The sequence below is a fragment of the Neisseria subflava genome, from assembly GCF_024205705.1.
GTDB lineage: Bacteria > Pseudomonadota > Gammaproteobacteria > Burkholderiales > Neisseriaceae > Neisseria > Neisseria subflava_D.
Genome location: NZ_CP073115.1, coordinates 659734 through 676444, shown reverse-complemented (window position 1 = coordinate 676444; position 16711 = coordinate 659734). Strand labels below are relative to the sequence as shown.

Here is a 16711-nt window from a genome sequence, read left to right as displayed (position 1 = left end):
GCCGTCTGAAAGGTAATAAATCCAGTTGATTTTAATCCCCTTATCAACAAACTTTAAAACTCTCTCCAATTAAATTTTTAAGAAATTTGCGTGAATCAACTTCTAAATCTAACTATTTTTTTAATAACTATATCGCCCACTCATTTCTAATGAAAAAAGTACAAATTTAATGGAAAATACACACCTTCAAACTTAATTGCCTTTAAAAAAACGAATGCGCTCCTTCCTTCACATCCTTAAGAAAATCGGCAAAATAGCGCTGATTATCCCTATTTTTGCCCTATTGTATTTTTTATCTGCTTGGATGATGGCTTCATTGCCGCTTAATGAAGAGCAACCCAAGGGGGAAATTACTTTATTTTTAGTCAGTAACGGCGTACATACTGATGTAGTCATGCCGCTAAAGAATGATATTTTTGATTGGTCGGATATCGTCAATCCAAAAGACACGCTCACTGCTGATCCTCAGATAACGCATATCGGTTTAGGCTGGGGGGAGCGCAATTTTTATTTATACACGCCTGAGTGGAAAGATTTGACGTTCTCCAATGCCTTAGGTGCATTAAGCGGGCTGAACCGTACGCTGATTCATGTTACTTATTATTCTTTTGAACCACGAGAAAATAGCCACGTCGTCAAATTTTTGGTCACGCCTGAGCAATACAGGAATTTAACAAAATCGCTCTTGGCCGGTTTTCAACAAAAAAATGGGCACCCCATCTTGCTAAAAGGAATCCATCATCAATCTAACGATGCTTTTTACGAAGCCAAAGGGCGCTATCATTTATTCAATACTTGTAACACTTGGTTGAATGACAAATTGGTGGAAAGCGGCCTGAAAGGAGTTTATTGGACTCCTTTTTCTTCACCCTTGCTGGAACAATACCGATAGCCTTCACGCTTCTCAATTTTTGGTCTATGTAAGACTTCAGGCCGTCTGAACATTTTCAGACGGCCTGTATTTTGATAAAAACCCAAAGCCCTTTATTATATAAATGAAATTTCTAAATAGCATTAAATATTAATTCTAACAGATAAACTGATTTTAAATTCCATAAAATAATTAAAATAAAGAAATTTTAGAATAAAATTGCTAAAATAAAAAATCAAGCCTTGTTTAATTCTGCTAAAACCTGTAACCTGTATCAAAAATAAACAAGAGAGTCCATCATGTCCCAACACTACCCTACTGACGATATTAAGATCAAAGAAGTCAAAGAGTTACTCCCTCCAATCGCACATTTGTATGAGCTGCCTGTTACGCCTCAGGTTGCCAATTTGGTTTATAAAACACGTCATGAGATTTCGGATTTGGTTCACGGCCGCGACAACCGTTTGCTGGTCATCATCGGCCCATGTTCGATTCACGATACTAAGGCGGCGGTTGAATATGCGCAAAAATTGCTGCCCTTGCGCAAAAAATATGAGAAAGAGCTGCTGATTGTAATGCGCGTGTATTTTGAAAAACCGCGTACAACCGTTGGCTGGAAAGGTCTGATTAACGATCCGCACTTGGACGGTACGTTTGACATCAATTACGGCCTGCGCCAAGCGCGTCAGTTGTTGCTTACTTTGAACGAAATGGGCATGCCTGCTTCGACTGAATTCTTGGACATGATTACGCCGCAATACTACGCCGACCTGATTTCTTGGGGCGCGATTGGGGCGCGTACGACTGAAAGCCAGGTACACCGCGAATTGGCCAGCGGCCTTTCCTGCCCTGTCGGTTTTAAAAACGGTACGGACGGCAATCTGAAAATCGCCATCGACGCCATCGGCGCCGCCAATCATCCGCACCACTTCCTGTCTGTAACCAAAGCCGGTCATTCTGCGATTGTCCACACCAGCGGCAACCCTGACTGCCATACGATTTTGCGTGGCGGTAAAGAGCCTAATTACAGCGCGGAACACGTTAAAGACGCGGTTGCGCAGCTTCAAAAAGCCGGCGTGAGCAGCAAACTGATGGTGGACTGCAGCCATGCCAACAGCCGTAAAGACTTCCGCAAACAAATGGATGTAGCGCACGATGTTGCGGCGCAACTGAAAGCTGGTGAAGAAAACATTATGGGCGTGATGGTGGAAAGCCACTTGGTTGAAGGCCGTCAGGACAAGCCAGAAGTTTACGGTCAAAGTATTACGGATGCCTGCATCGGTTGGGATACGACTGAAGAATTGCTGGCCCTGCTTGCCGAAGCGAAAGGTTACCAAGCGTAAGTGCGAAATCATTAAAAAGACCGGATATGTTCCGGTCTTTTTTGTGTCTGTTATTTTAATTTCTTTGATTCATAATAAAAACAGTATGTTAATAAAAAATCAGGCCGTCTGAAACAATTAAAAGACAGTTTCAGACGGCCTACTCAATCCGTTTATGCCGCACCAACGCTATACGTTTCGCCCTTGCTGTCCGCTTGGCCGACAATGGCAGCAACGGCAGCGGCCAAGCCGTTGCGCGTCATGTATTTTTGCGGAATTTCTTGGGCATTTTGTGTCAAGGTATAGGCATTATCTTCGCCATCGGCAAGGCCGCAGGGGCGCAAGATGGTCCAATTCAAACCGCTTTGTTTGAGATAGATTTCGGCTTCTGTTTTGGCACGGACGGCTTCGCCGAGTGCCTGTTTGAACGGCTCGCTCATCATGTCCCATTGTTCACCGCAACCCATGCTGGTAATCAGTACAAAGCGGGCTTGCGGATTGGCGGCTTTCGTAGCGGCAATGATGTTGATATTGCCCAGCGCATCGCTGCGGATGCCCTCTTCGTTTTTGCCGCCGACAAAACTGATCACGGTATCAGGACGATATTGTGCCAACGCTTTATCGAGCGCGTCGGCATCAAGCGCATCGGCGACGACGGTTTGAATATTGTGTTCGGCAAAAAAGCTGTCTTCAGACGGCCTTCTCAATACGGCGACGGTATCGGCTGAGTCAGTCAATGTGCGTATATAGGCGCGGCCGGACGGGCCGTTGGCTCCGAAGATGAGTTGCATGTTTGGGGTTCCTTTGTATGGTAAATGTTTGTTGTTAGAAAATCCGCTCCTCTATGCAACAAGGAACGGATTATCAGGCCGTCTGAAACCGTTTAAGCGGCATCAAACAATTTGCGCATGGCTTCGATTTGGTGTTGTTTCAACTCGCCTGCCTCATCGCGGCCGACGAAAATTTTAAACATGGCGCCGCCGTTGCGGTTGATAAAGTTGAGCGAGCAAGTGGCTTTACCCATAAACGGGCGTTCCAAAAGGTAGATGGAGGCGCAGTTTTCATAGTAGATGTGGCCGTGTACACCGCCCTCGGTTTCGGGATGGTCAAAGTTGTAGAAACCGCGGCCGACTTTGCCGTTAGGCAGTTTGCCGCTGACTTCGACGATGGCATCGGGGGTGTGGGCGATGAAGGTAACGGATTCATCCCATGCGGCAACGGCTTGGAGGATTTCGACTATGCGGCTGCCTTCGGTTTGGCGCACGTTCTCTTCAGGCAGGCAGCGGATAACGTCTTCAAAACTGCATTGGTTTTGCGCTGCCAGCATTTCCAGTACTTGGCCGGGATTTTTTTCTAATGATTGGCGCAACATGGTTTGTTGTTCGGCTGAAAGTTTTTGCATGGTTTGATCCTTTTCTTGAGTCGGAAGAGTGAGCATGAGTTTGCGGATAAGGGTGGGCGACCAATAACGGCCGCTGGTATTCAAACGGATAATGCCGTCTGAATCAGGTTCTTTAAAAAGCTGCATTTCCTGCCATTGGGCAATCAGCTTTTGCGCTGCTTTGTTGCCGTCAAACAATAATGGATTCAGACGGCCTGTTTCAATATCGTGCTGGACTTTGCTGAGCAGTGCTTTATTTGGACTATGGCCGCTCATAAATGCGATGTTTTTCTCGCCTTTCGGCGTGGCGAGATAACTCTCCAAATCGCCCTGCACCTGATAGCTGAAACCTCCAAAGTTACCGCCTGCTCCGGAGCCGAATGCTAAACAGGAAATATCGGATTTGATCAGGGTATTGTAGCGGTTGCGCTCTCCGCGGCCGGGATAGGCAAAGTGGCTGTTGCTGACCTGTTCCCAGCCTTTTTCCAGCAGTGTTTCAACCGTGTAGGCATATTGGTCTGCCTGAATATCAAAGCCCGGCGGTGTCGGAAATGCGCCTTTTTCAATCATGCGGTTGATGGGCAGCATGGGATAAAGGTTGAACGCGTACGTATCCAGACCGGACAGAGGCAGCTCGGCGGCGCGGGCGATATCGTTTTGCCAAACTTCATCGGTTTGATTGGGCAGGCCGAACATCAAATCGGCCACAATCACGGTATCGAGTTCGCACAATTTTGCCAAATATTCAAACGCCTCGTCTCCGCTGTGTTTGCGGCCGAGACGGCGGCGGATGGCGGTATTGAAAGTTTGTACGCCGATGGAAATTCGGTTGGCCCCTGCTTCGATGCAGGCCTGTGCTTTTTCCAAATCGAAATGGCTCATGCGCCCTTCGATGGTGAACTCGCAATCTTCGGCAAGCGGCAGATATTGGTAGCAGGCACGAATCAGGCGGACGAGGTCTTCCGTAAGCAACGCGGTCGGCGTACCGCCCCCGAAATAAACGGCTCGGATTTTGCCCTTGCCTGTACGGACTTCGGCTTCAGCGGCCATTTCTTCGATAATTTTGTCGGTGTACACGCTGCTTTGGCTATCCTTCCACGCATTACGGTAGAAGCCGCAAAAAACGCAATGGTTGGCGCAAAATGGAATATGCAGATAAGCAAGCGCGTCCACATCAGTTGCATGGGGAAGCTTTTTCTTCCAAATGTTCTGCCACTGGGGACGCGGCATTGGAATACCGCCCCAAACGGGCATTAATGCCTGACGTTCGGGAAATGCCTTGGGCGCGGATTGTTTCGGAGTCCAAACAAGCTGCTGTACCATGATAATGATTAATAAAAATTATTAATAAGATTTATATATTAAATAACCATCATCATTTTCTTGTCAATATTTTTGTGTAATTAAAAATCAGTATTATTTTAAAATATTGTATTCTATAAATAATAAAATATATTTCTATTTGATGGAAATCGGCATTTTACTTGTGAAATGCGCAAAATTTGGTTCTTCAAGTCGGGAACATTCTCCCATCTCGTTTTATTTTTGAACGATAAAATAAATTTTCTTTATCATTTTTCAGACGGCCTGTTGGCGCTCAGCTTCTGAAATAAAACCCTGCCTCATCTTCGCAACGGCGTATCTGCCAACCGTAAACCGATTCAAGCAAATCAGGGCGCATCACTTCGCCCACCTTGCCTGATGCAACGACTTTTCCCTTATTCATCAAAATAATATGTTCCGCATAACGCGCGGCGAGGTTTAAATCGTGCAATACCATCATTGATGAAGCACGGTTTGAATGCCCGACCAAATACTGCATCAGGCGGTGTTGGTGGCGGATATCGAGATGGTTGCACGGTTCGTCCAAAAGCAAGACCGGCGCGTTTTGCAACAGGGCGCGGATGATGTTGGCGCGTTGTTGCTCGCCACCTGAAAGCTTACCGATGCGCTTATCCGCCAATGCCGTCAAATCAAAATAATCGAGCAACTCGTCCGCCCATTCATGGTTCAGACGGCCTTTTTGTACGAATGACGCCAACGCAATGTATTCGCGTACGGTCATTGGCATATTGTAACGGCCATGCTGCCCGACCCATGCCACCCTGCCCGCGCGGATTTGCGGCGCAACGGCCTCACCGAAAAGCGTGATTCCTCCCTGCCCTGTTTGCCCGATTAAGGCCCGCAGCAAAGTAGATTTGCCTGCGCCATTCGGGCCGATAATGACGGTCATGCCCGAAGGTATATCCAGTTGATCGATTTCAAGCAGGGTTTTGTCTTGGACGCGGACGGAAAGATTACAGATTTGAAATAAGGTGTGCATGGCAAAAGATATGGGGCAATGAAGTTTCAGACGGCCTGTTTAGGCATCAACGGCTTTTCAAAGGCTTGATAAACAAATACATAAAAAACGGTCCGCCCAATAAGGCAATCACGATACCGACCGGCAGATCGACAGGGTATGTCAGCCAGCGCGCCGCGCCGTCCACCACCATTAAAAACACTGCGCCCAACCAAGCCGACAGCGCAATCAGTTTACGGCGGCTGCCACCGACGGCTTGCGCCAGCACATTGGGGATCATCATGCCGAGAAAACCGATGATGCCAGAAAGCGATACCGCCGCCCCTGTCATCAATGCCGCGCCAATTACGGTTTGCACACGCAATGCCGCAACTGATACACCCATACTGGCAGCCGTGTCTTCGCCCGTCATCAAAACGTCCAGCCGCCTGCCTGCCGACAGCAAAATCAGAAAACCGGGCAACATGACCGCGATTGCCGCGACAGGCGATGAGAAACCGGCTTCGGCAAGGCTGCCCGACAGCCATGTGGTCGCGCTGCGCAATACCAAATCGTCAGATAAAAACAAAATCATGCTGACCACCGCGCCCGAAAACGCGCTCAATACAAACCCCAACACCAGCAATCCCAAAGTACCGCCACCAAGCAGTTTGTGTACCGCCAAAATCAGCAGGCACACACCCAATGCACCGAGAAAAGCCGCCGCTGGTACACCCATCGCGCCGCCACCCAGAGCCAATAACACAATCACGCCCAAGGCCGCCCCGCCCGATGTCCCGATCAAACTCGGATCGGCCAACGGATTCTCAAATAAAGCCTGCAATGCTGCCCCCGAAGCGGACAAACCGGCTCCGACCAAAAGCGCGGTATAGATGCGCGGTAAACGGATTTGGCGGACGGTTTCATCCATCGCCAGCGGCGACTCCCACGTACCAAAGCCGATGCCGCAGCACAAATAAACAGCGGCGGCAGTAAGCAGCAGGCAAAGGGTAAGGGTATGCGGTTTCATGACATCATGCGGTTTAAACGGATTGAGGAACGGTTTCAGACGGCATTTTTAAGACAACCGTTTTGCTTCCTCCTCAATAAGAAGGAACAAATCAAGGCCGTCTGAAAACAAAAATCGGGCAAGGGTTTTCAAAACAGGCGCGTTTATTTCGCCAAACCGTGCAAACGCTGAATCACTTGCGGCGTATCCAGCCCGTAACGGAACATATCGTTGGCCTTCCACAAATAAATCTTGCCGTTTTTCGCGGCAGGCGAGCCGGCGATTTCGGGGCGTGCGGCAAAGGTTTTGACGTTGCCTATCATGGCGGTGTTGTGGTCGGCAATAATGATGATGTCGGGTTTGGCCGCAATCCATGCCTCACGCGTCATCGGTTTGAGGCCGTCAATGGCGGCTGCGGCATTGATACCGCCGGCGCGGCGGATGATTTCGTCGGCAGCGGTATTCTTGCCCGATACGATGCGCCCGTCGTAACTGAAGAGGTAGCGTTTGCCGCTGGAAGGCTGCTGTTTCATATCCGCCTGCCACTTACCGGCCAACTTGTCCGCCTGCGCGCTTTTGCCGATAAGCTGACCGATGTTGCGGATACTTTGCGGATAGGCGGCGATGCTGTCGTCTGGCGCAACATTGACGGCTTTAATGCCTGCTTTTTGCAGGTGGGCAAAAATATCGGCAGGCTGTGCCATCCATGAACCGATGGCGATGTCGGGTTTGGCGGCCACAATCGGTTCAACCGTCAGGCGGCGATGAATGCCGATACTGGGCTTGTTTTTCAACGCCGGATTTTGAACGGTCTGATCGCGGCCGACGATTTCGTCCAATGCGCCGAGCGCGGCAACGATGTCTGCCGTATCGGGGGTCAACACGACGATGCGTTGTGCGTGTGCAGTGCCGGCCAACGAAATAAGCGCAGAAAGCAGGAGGAGTTTGAGTTTCATTGTTTTTTCCTTGTCGCATGCTTTCAGACGGCCTGCTCGTTTTCTCAGGCCGTCTGAAAACGGTTGAATCACATTAGAACTTCAGTTGTACGGTTGCAGCGAAATTGCGACCGGTTTCGGTGTACAAGTCCATCACACTGGTACGGCTCATGCCGGCAACGTCTGCGTGCTGCCAGTATTTTTTGTTGCCGACGTTGTAGATGTTTGCGCCGATTTCGAGGTTTTTAAACGGCTTGTACCACGCGCCGACATCCCATACGCCATAACCTGGCGCTTGAAAAACAGTCTCGCTGCTGACGCGGCTGTGTTTTTTCGACCAGCGCAGCTTGGTGCCGACACCCCATTTTTCCTGCGTGTAATCCAAACCCAAAACGCCGTTGAGCGGATAAGCGGAATCCAACGGTTTGCCGTCCTGCTGCTCACCGCGCATCCAAGCGATGCTGCCGGAGACTTGCCAGCCCGGCAGGAATTTGTAGGCGGCAGAAGCTTCAGCACCGTAGGTTTTGACGTGATCAAGGTTTTGATATTGGTACTGGATAATCGGGCGTCTGCCAACGGTGGAGGTACCGATTTCAGTGCGGTTGATGAAGTTGCGGTAACGGTTGTAGAACGCGGTAACTTGCGCACGGGTACGTTCGTTTTTAAATTTCATCCCCAATTCAAAGCTGTTGGAGCGTTCGGATTTGAGATTCGCATTCGGGATGACAGCATAGCCGTAGGTCGTGTTGGCAAACGCCATGGTCGCACTGTCAAACGGCGGCGTGCGGAAGCCTTGGGAATAAGTAGCGAAACCGGTGAACTGCTCACCCATCGGCACACTCAGGCGCAGGCTGGGCGTAAACGCAGAATCGTTGAAGCGCGTCGCTGTTCCGCTGGGATTGGCGTTGAGATAGGCTTGGTCGGTCGACGTGTTCAGCTTGTCTTTTTCATAACGCAAGGCTGGAGTCAGGACGATGCCGTTGCCGAAGGTCAGGCTGTCTTGCGCGTAAACGCTAAACGTTTTGCGCTTGCTGTCGGGGAAAGTTTTATTCGGATAGGTGCTGCCTGCATAAACTTTGCTGACAGCGCCGGTCAGATTGTCCACCGTCAGGCTGTCGCGCGGACGGGCAGTCTCGGTGTGTTTGTATTCTGCGCCGGCAACGACGGTTTGTTTGACTGCGCCGTCAAACTCCCACACGCCGCGCCCGTTTAGCCCGCGTATGGTCTGATTGAAACCGTAGTCGGAATAACGGGTCGAGTTACCTAATTGGCGCGCGCCCATACGCGTAATGCTCGCATCGACAGCATCGTCTTCCGTACGCAGTTTTTGCTGATAGGCAGTCAGGTTGGCTTCTTTCAGACGGCCTTCACCAGTGTAGCGGTAGCCTGCTTCGATACGTTGACGGCGGATACGGTCGCGTGCATTGCTCTCAGATGTTGCGATGGTTACCGGCCCGCGCGATTGCGAACCCAAGCCGTTTGCCAATACTGTATCGTTGGCGTGGTAATACTGTTCGTACAAAGTTTCAAAGCGGTGGCGTTCGTTGCCGATATTGCCTTTCGCCAAGATGTTGTAGGCATTGTTTTTCTGAGGGTTGGTAGCAGTACGCGCAGTCGAGTAGCTGGTATCGCTGCCCATGTTTTCGGTTTCATGACCTTGACGGCGCGTCAGCATCAGCAGGCCTTCGGCGTTTTCATGGAAACCGGCCACAGTCGCAGTAACTCCATGGCTGCGGTCGCGGCTGCGGTAACCGTGTTTCAAACCGAAATAACCGCGTTTGCCTTCATCGACGAAATCACTCGGAGAAAGCGTCACCATATTCACCACGCCGCCGAGCGCATCGCTACCGTACAGCGCGGAATAAGGACCTTTGACAATATCGACCTGCTTGAGTGTGTCGCTTTCGACCATATCGCGTCCCGAAATCGCGCCGTTGGAGCCGCCACCTGCATAAGATTCGGGAATGCGCACGCCGTCCACCATCATCAGAATGCGGTTGCCGTCTATGCCTCGGATATTGATACCGGCATGACCGCGGCGATTGTTGTCTGACGGCACGCTGACGCCGGATTCATACATCACAATATCGTCCAAATTCTGCGCCGAGGCTTGATTCAAAGTTTTGCGTCCGATAACCGACACATTCGGCGCGGCTTTATCCAAGGTTTGCGCATTGCGGTCTGCCGTAACCACCACAGGCTCTATTTCTTCCTGAGCCACCGGCATCTGAGCAGCATATAACTGTCCGGAAAAAACCGCCCCTATTACACAGGCAATCGCTTTCTTTTTCATTACACAACCCTATCATTTGAATAATAATGGTTTGCATTTATAAAACAAACAGACGGTTTTTGCAAGTTTAAGATATGAACAAAAGGCCGTCTGAAAACCCGATCATTCAGGTTTTCAGACGGCCTCTCCTACTTTTCTTTTCAATTAAAACGTGTGTTTAACCGTTGCAGTCACACTACGCGGCGTGCCGTAAACGTGAATATCCGGCATGGTGCGATAACGTTTGTTAAACACGTTTTCAAAGTCCAAACTGATGCGGGTGGATTTGCCGATTTTGTAATGACCGGTCAAATCGAGCGTTGCGTATGGACGTTGGGTCAACGCGGCCGCGGCGGCTGGATTGATGTCTGCAGGGTATTCGTCCAGCGTGTGGCTGCGGCTTTGCCAGTTGACGTTGGCACCCAGGTTCAAACGGTCGGTCACGTCATACGCGGTAAAGAGTTTGAACAAATGAACCGGATAAGACGGATGCAGTTGCTTGCCTTCGCTGTCTTTGATTTTGGAACGTGCATAAGATGCATTCAGCAGCCATCTGTCGCTCAAGCGTCCGCCGACGGCGAGTTCCCAGCCCTTGGTCGTCGTTTTATCAGCAGAGCGGTAGTATTCTTCGCCGTTTGGCAATCTACCCGCATAAACGCCCAAATGGTCGCGTTTGTTCATAAAGACGGATGCAGAAGCATTTAGACGACCGTCAAACCATGAGCCTTTCAAACCGGTCTCGTAGGTTTTGCCACGTTGCGGTTCGAGCGCCGCGCCGTCTTTGGTCAGGTAACGCACTTGCGGACGGAAGATGGTGGTGTAAGACGCGTAGGCAGTTAAGTTTTCACCAATATCGAGGGTCGTACCCAGATAAGGAATGAAAACGTTTTGTTTGTGGCTGCTGTAACCGAATTTGTTGCGGTTGGTGCTGTAACGGTACCGCCAATCCACAAAACGTGCACCACCGATCAGGGCAAATCGGTCAGTCAGTTTGAAACGGGTTGAGCCGTAAACCGACAGGTTTTTCATATTGGTAAAACCGTCGCGCAAATACGGCATATCGGGCTGCGCAACATTGCCGTTAAATTGGCGCAAATCAGGAATAATCGATTCGCCTTCCTTATAGAAAGACAGGTTTTCTCGGTTGCCTTGGTAGCTGATGCCTGCATTGAATTCATGCGAACGGCCGAAAGCGGGATAGTCGCCATCCAAAGTCAGCGAGAAATCTTGATCGCGGTATTTGCTGCGGTCGCGGTCTGAAGTGAAAAGTGCAGAGTAATCGGGATTGATTTCAAATGTACCGGCAATGCCTGAAACGATGTCGCTTTTACCTGTCAGATAGCTGTAATCGCCCGTCAACCTCCAGCCGTTGGCAAACTCATGACTGAGGGAAGTGAATACTTCGGCGCTGTTGTCTTTGCCGTATGCCCAGCGTGCAGACGAATTGTTGCGCGGTGAAGATTCAAACGGCTTGAAGCCGTCGTCGCGGTTTCCTGCCACAGTCAGATAGCTGAAACGCGAGCTACCGGTATTGCGGAAACGGTGTATTTCCGTACCGAGGCGCCATTGGGTTTGCGGCGTGATATCGTAAGACAAAGTGCCGTAGAAAGTGTGATTATGGCGCGATGTGTTCGGCAGGTAATCGCCTCCATGGTCGCTAACCAAAATAGCGCGCCCACGCAAGGTATTGTCTGCATTCAGAGGATGATTGGCATCAAGGACGAAGCGGTAGTGGTTCCACAAACCGACACCGGCTTCCACGCTGACGGCAGGTTTGGCAGTCGGTTTTTTGCGTTCCAAAGCAACCGTACCGCCCGGCTCGCCCATACCGCCGTTGGACAAACCGCTTGCGCCGCGCACGACGACGACTTGTTCGTACAATGTGCTGTCCAGATTGTTGGTGCCGCGGCGGATGGCTTTGCTGTCGTAAAGGAATTTGGGCGCGCCGTCCACGGAAATGCTGTCAATCGCCTGACTGCGCGAAATAAATTGGCTGTGGCCGGAGACGTTGTTGCCCATTTTGCTGTGGAACACGCCCGGCGTTTGTTTCAACACGTCCTGCAAGGTATCCAAACCTTGGTCGTCCATTTGTTTTTCGGTAACGACGGACAAAGACTGCGGCGTTTCGCGTTGGGTCAGGCGGATGCCTGTTGCGGCGGAAGATGCGGGAATGGTGTAGTTGGAAGTAGTCTGTTTTCCGACACCTTGGACGGTAACTGTCGGTAAATCGACACGCTCTTGCGGCTGGGTATTTTCTACTTCGGTCGCGAAAGAATACGCCGAACACAGCGCCAGACTGACGGCAAAGCTTAATTTGCCATAGGGAAATACAGGTAGTGACATAGCCTCTCCAATTAGCTTATCTTTCAATTTGGTCGCAGATTCTATCAAAAAGATGTAGCCCGATGAAACTATGTTTTAATCATTATTTTCTAAGTATTTCGTTTAATTCAAAATATTTATTTTCAATCTAGTCCCAATTAACTAAAAGGCCGTCTGAAACCGATATCATCAGGTTTTCAGACGGCCTTAATCTTTTTATTACAAGGTAATCAGTCTGCCAATTTTCGTGCCAATTCTGCCAAACGTTTACCTTGAGCAAAGGCAATATCGTTTTCTTCGGCAGTCAATGCCGGCTTGCTATCGTGTCCGGAAACATGGCTTGCGCCGTAAGGCGTGCCGCCGCTTTGGGTATTGCTGAGCGCGGACTCGGTATATGGAATGCCGCTGATGACCATGCCGTGGTGCAACAGGGGCAGCATCATGGTCAGCAAGGTGCTTTCTTGGCCTCCGTGCAGCGAAGATGTGCTGGTGAATACGGTGGCAGGCTTGCCGACGAGTTCTGCGCCGAGCCAAAGGGGAATGGTGCCGTCGATAAAGTATTTCATCGCTGCGGCCATATTGCCGAAACGTGTCGGGCTGCCGAGCGCAAGGCCGGCGCAATTTTTGAGGTCATCGGCAGTCGCATATGGCGCGCCTTCGTCGGGAATGGCTTTTTCAACGGCTTCGCAAACGGTGGAAACTTTGGGAACAGTACGCAACACGGCTTCGCAACCATCCACGCTTTCGATACCGCGTGCGATTTGGCGGGCAAGGTTGCGTGTGCTGCCGTTTTGGGAATAAAAGAGAACGAGGATTTTCAGAGGATTTGGGTTCATTTGGGGTTTCCGTTACAATGCTGTCAGGTTTCAGACGGCCTTTTAAATACTCGGGCCGTCTGAAAAGAAAAATTTCTATTCAAAAGTGGGAAAAGGTTATGCCGTTTTCGCAATGGTGGCAAGGTTTTTTAAAGAGTAAAGGCATGGCGTTCGCTTGGTTTGTCGTGCGCCGTTTTGATGAGGAGCGTGTGCCGCAGGTGGCGGCAAGCATGACGTTTACGACGCTTTTGGCTTTAGTACCCGTGTTGACGGTGATGGTCGTCATCGCTTCGGCCTTCCCCGTTTTCGACCAATGGTCGGGGGAATTTGTCTCTTTTATCAACCGCACCATTGTGCCGCAGGGCGCGGATATGGTGTTTGACTACATCAATGCGTTCCGCGATAAGGCCACCAAGCTGACGGCGATCGGCAGTGTGATGTTGGTCGTAACCTCGCTGATGCTGATTCGGACGATAGACAATGCGTTCAACCGGATTTGGCGCGTCAATTCGCAACGGCCTTGGATGATGCAGTTTTTGGTGTATTGGGCGTTGCTGACGTTTGGGCCTTTGTCTTTGGGTGTGGGCTTGTCGGTCGTAATCGGTCAGGTGCAAGTAGTGGGCGGCTCGGAATGGCTGAGGGTTATCACTACGGTTTCATTTATTACGGTGCTGCTGTGGGGTTTATACCGCTTTGTGCCCAACCGTTTTGTGCCTGCCAGCCATGCTTTGGTCGGCGCGGCTGTAACGGCGTTTTGCTTGGAAACGGCACGCTTTTTATTCGCTTGGTACATGGGCAACTTTGACGGCTACAAATCGATTTACGGCGCATTTGCCGCAGTACCGTTTTTCCTGTTGTGGCTCAATCTATTGTGGACGCTGGTATTGGGCGGCGCGGTTTTGACCTCGTCCCTGTCCTACTGGCGCGGCGAAGCGTTCCGCCGCAGTCTGGATGCGCGCGGCCGCTTTGACGATGTATTGAAAATCCTGTTGCTGCTCGATTCTGCCCAACAAAACGGCAAGGCGTTGCCGGTGCAAGAGTTCAGACGGCATATCAATATGGGCTTTGACGAATTGGGCGAGCTTTTGGAAAAACTGGCGCGGCACGGATATGTCTATTCCGGCCGTCAGGGCTGGGTCTTGAAAATGGGAGCAGAGTCCATCGACTTGGCGGAGCTGTTCAAACTCTTCGTCTACCGTCCGCAAACGCTTAATAAAGACAAGGTCAATCAAACGGTTGACCACATCATGCAGCCCTGCTTGGAAACCTTGAACATGACGCTTGCCGAGTTCGGCGCCCATACGAAAAAACAATCCTCTTAAACCTGACGCCGTCTGAAACCAAAAATATCAAGTTTCAGACGGCCTTTGCTATAATCGGCACACTACTGAATACTACATTCTACCTATAAGGAAAAATAGATGAAAACACCAGCCCTACTCTCTCTGCTCGGTTTGATTCCATCTGCCGCCTTCGCCGCCCACGGCGTAGGCCTTGGCCAACCGCCCAAATATCCGGCTAACTTCACCGCTTTCGAATACGTCAATCCCAACGCCCCTAAAGGCGGCACATTTACCACGCCTTTCCTCGGTGCTTTTGACACACTCAACCCCTTTACCCTCAAAGGCAACCACGAATACGGCATCAGCATGCTGACACTCGACACCCTGACCGAGCAAAGCATGGACGAACCTTACGCCGTTTACGGCCTGATTGCCGAAGACATCGCTCTGGCGCCGGACGGTCTTTCCGTTACCTTCAAAATCAACCCTAAAGCCAAATTCCACAACGGCGACCCCGTTTTGGCCAAAGACGTTGCCGCTTCATTTAACATCCTGACCAAAGACAAAGCCGCCGCCCCCATGTACCACTTCTACTGGAGCGACGTGGCCAAAGTGGAAACGCCCAACGACCGCACCGTCGTGTTCCGCTTCAAGCAGCGCAACTCAGAATTACACATGATTCTCGGCAGCCTGCCCGTCTTCTCGCATAAAAGCTATCCCAAAGGCCTGGCCGCCGCACCCAACAGCCTGCCGATCGGCTCCGGCCCCTACCGTTTTGCCAAAGCCGAAAACGGCCGCATCAGCGAGTTTGTCCGCGACAAAAACTACTGGGCTCAAAACCTGCCCGTGCGCAAAGGCCGCTACAACTACGACCACATCCGCATCAAATACGTCAAAGACGAAGTTGTCCGCATCGAAGGACTGAAAGGCGGCCAATATGACTTCGTACAAGAAAACGTCGCCCGCAACTGGGCGCGCGCCTACTCCGACGAAGTCCTCAAAAAACGTAATCTGTCCAAACACGAATGGGTACAAAACAGCACAGCCGGCATGCAAGGCTTCGTCATCAATATGCGCCACAAGCCCTTGGACAATATTTACGTCCGCCGCGCCTTGATTGAAAGCTTCGACTACGAAAGCGTCAACAGCCGCATCTTCTACGGCGCATACCGCCGCACCGACAGCTTCTTCACCAACAGCACCATGGCCGCAACCGGCAAGCCTGACAGCGCGGAAACCGCCTTGCTCAAATCATTGGGCACCAAGCTGCCCGACGGCGTATTGGATCAAGACGTCCCTATGCCGCCGGTTACCGACCCCAAACTAGGCGTGCGCCCAAACCTGCTCAAAGCACGCGCCCTGCTTGAAAAAGGCGGCTATCAATACAAAAACGGCAAAGCAGTCGACAAACAAGGCAAACCGCTGACCTTTGAATTCCTTGCACCAAGCAAAAACTACGAACGCATTACCGCCAAATGGCAGCGCGACCTCGCCAAAATCGGCATTACCATGAACGTGCGTACCGCCGATTCCGCCGTGTACCAAAAACGCATGAACGACTTCGATTTTGACGTAACCACCGGCTACTACGGCAACAGCGAAAGTCCCGGCAACGAGCAATACGACTACTTCAGCTGCGCCGCCGCCAAAACCGAAGGCAGCCGCAACCTATCCGGTGTCTGTCATCCTGCGGTTGAAAAACTGTTGACCCATTTCAACAGCTTTACCAACCGCCAAGAGCTGCAAACCACCTCGCGCGCGCTCGACCGACTGATCCGCCACCAATACACCATCGTTCCAAACTGGTTCGCCGACCGCTACCGCGTCGTGTACCGTAACGATGTGGGCATTCCGTCCAAGCTGCCGAAATACTACGACCCCATCACCTTCGCCATGACCGCAGGCTGGAAGAAAAAGTAGTCGCATTTCGACAACACGTCCAAGCGGCTGACAAGCCTTTGGCGTGTAGTCCTAAGCATAGAATCATAAAACCTAGTTGTTTGTTTAAAAACAATCAATCGGCTGATTCCAAACAAACATAAAAGAAAAAACAACTTAAAGCCAAATCAAAGGCCGTCTGAAACATCCGTCAGCAAAATCATCTGCAACGGAACATTTCAGACGGCCTTTTCGTCTTTTTTCAATCCAGTTTCACAACCGAAGCAAAATCTCGAAAATGAACAAAAAATTGCAAAACAATGCCCTCAAATTTTACAAAAC

General features: G+C 50.7%; 12 protein-coding genes. 4 read left to right on the top strand and 8 right to left on the bottom strand.

Annotated elements, in window-relative coordinates; all coding sequences use genetic code 11:
- Window positions 1-214 precede the first annotated feature (214 nt).
- Window positions 215-892 carry a TIGR02117 family protein gene (locus KCG54_RS03290; RefSeq protein ID WP_254324638.1) on the top strand — a complete coding sequence of 226 codons (678 nt, stop codon included), beginning with the start codon at window positions 215-217 and terminating at the stop codon, window positions 890-892.
- 278 nt (window positions 893-1170) lie between these two features.
- Window positions 1171-2214 carry a 3-deoxy-7-phosphoheptulonate synthase AroG gene (gene aroG / locus KCG54_RS03285; RefSeq protein ID WP_254324637.1) on the top strand — a complete coding sequence of 348 codons (1044 nt, stop codon included), beginning with the start codon at window positions 1171-1173 and terminating at the stop codon, window positions 2212-2214.
- Between the two features lie 152 nt (window positions 2215-2366).
- Here the strand turns inward: aroG and KCG54_RS03280 are convergent, their stop codons facing one another.
- The 8 genes from KCG54_RS03280 to wrbA all read right to left on the bottom strand — a co-directional run bounded on the left by KCG54_RS03280 (window position 2367) and on the right by wrbA (window position 13229).
- Window positions 2367-2984: an NAD(P)H-binding protein gene (locus tag KCG54_RS03280; RefSeq protein ID WP_250579994.1), complete on the bottom strand. Its 618-nt coding sequence runs from the start codon at window positions 2982-2984 to the stop codon at window positions 2367-2369.
- 92 nt (window positions 2985-3076) lie between these two features.
- On the bottom strand, window positions 3077-4897 hold the full coding sequence (hutW, locus tag KCG54_RS03275; protein WP_250579993.1) for a heme anaerobic degradation radical SAM methyltransferase ChuW/HutW: 1821 nt from the start codon (window positions 4895-4897) through the stop codon (window positions 3077-3079).
- Window positions 4898-5171: 274 nt separating this feature from the next.
- The gene (locus KCG54_RS03270) at window positions 5172-5897 is read right to left on the bottom strand and encodes an ABC transporter ATP-binding protein (protein ID WP_250579990.1); all 726 of its coding nucleotides are present in this window, start codon (window positions 5895-5897) and stop codon (window positions 5172-5174) included.
- A 46-nt stretch (window positions 5898-5943) separates the two neighbouring features.
- The gene (locus KCG54_RS03265; protein WP_254324636.1) at window positions 5944-6885 is read right to left on the bottom strand and encodes a FecCD family ABC transporter permease; all 942 of its coding nucleotides are present in this window, start codon (window positions 6883-6885) and stop codon (window positions 5944-5946) included.
- Between the two features lie 143 nt (window positions 6886-7028).
- Window positions 7029-7820 carry a heme/hemin ABC transporter substrate-binding protein gene (locus tag KCG54_RS03260; RefSeq protein ID WP_254324635.1) on the bottom strand — a complete coding sequence of 264 codons (792 nt, stop codon included), beginning with the start codon at window positions 7818-7820 and terminating at the stop codon, window positions 7029-7031.
- Between the two features lie 73 nt (window positions 7821-7893).
- The gene (locus KCG54_RS03255; protein ID WP_254324634.1) at window positions 7894-10092 is read right to left on the bottom strand and encodes a TonB-dependent hemoglobin/transferrin/lactoferrin family receptor; all 2199 of its coding nucleotides are present in this window, start codon (window positions 10090-10092) and stop codon (window positions 7894-7896) included.
- Between the two features lie 144 nt (window positions 10093-10236).
- Entirely contained in the window at window positions 10237-12414 is a 2178-nt protein-coding gene (locus KCG54_RS03250; RefSeq protein ID WP_254324633.1) for a TonB-dependent siderophore receptor, read from the bottom strand.
- Between the two features lie 209 nt (window positions 12415-12623).
- On the bottom strand, window positions 12624-13229 hold the full coding sequence (wrbA, locus tag KCG54_RS03245; protein ID WP_004520937.1) for an NAD(P)H:quinone oxidoreductase: 606 nt from the start codon (window positions 13227-13229) through the stop codon (window positions 12624-12626).
- 98 nt (window positions 13230-13327) lie between these two features.
- On the opposite strand from wrbA, the gene KCG54_RS03240 reads away from it, so the two are divergent.
- Both KCG54_RS03240 and KCG54_RS03235 read left to right on the top strand, forming a co-directional pair.
- Window positions 13328-14530 (top strand): YihY family inner membrane protein, encoded by a 1203-nt coding sequence (locus KCG54_RS03240; protein WP_254324632.1) that lies wholly within the window; start codon window positions 13328-13330, stop codon window positions 14528-14530.
- A gap of 99 nt (window positions 14531-14629) precedes the next feature.
- Window positions 14630-16411: an extracellular solute-binding protein gene (locus KCG54_RS03235; RefSeq protein WP_049350828.1), complete on the top strand. Its 1782-nt coding sequence runs from the start codon at window positions 14630-14632 to the stop codon at window positions 16409-16411.
- Window positions 16412-16711 lie beyond the last annotated feature (300 nt).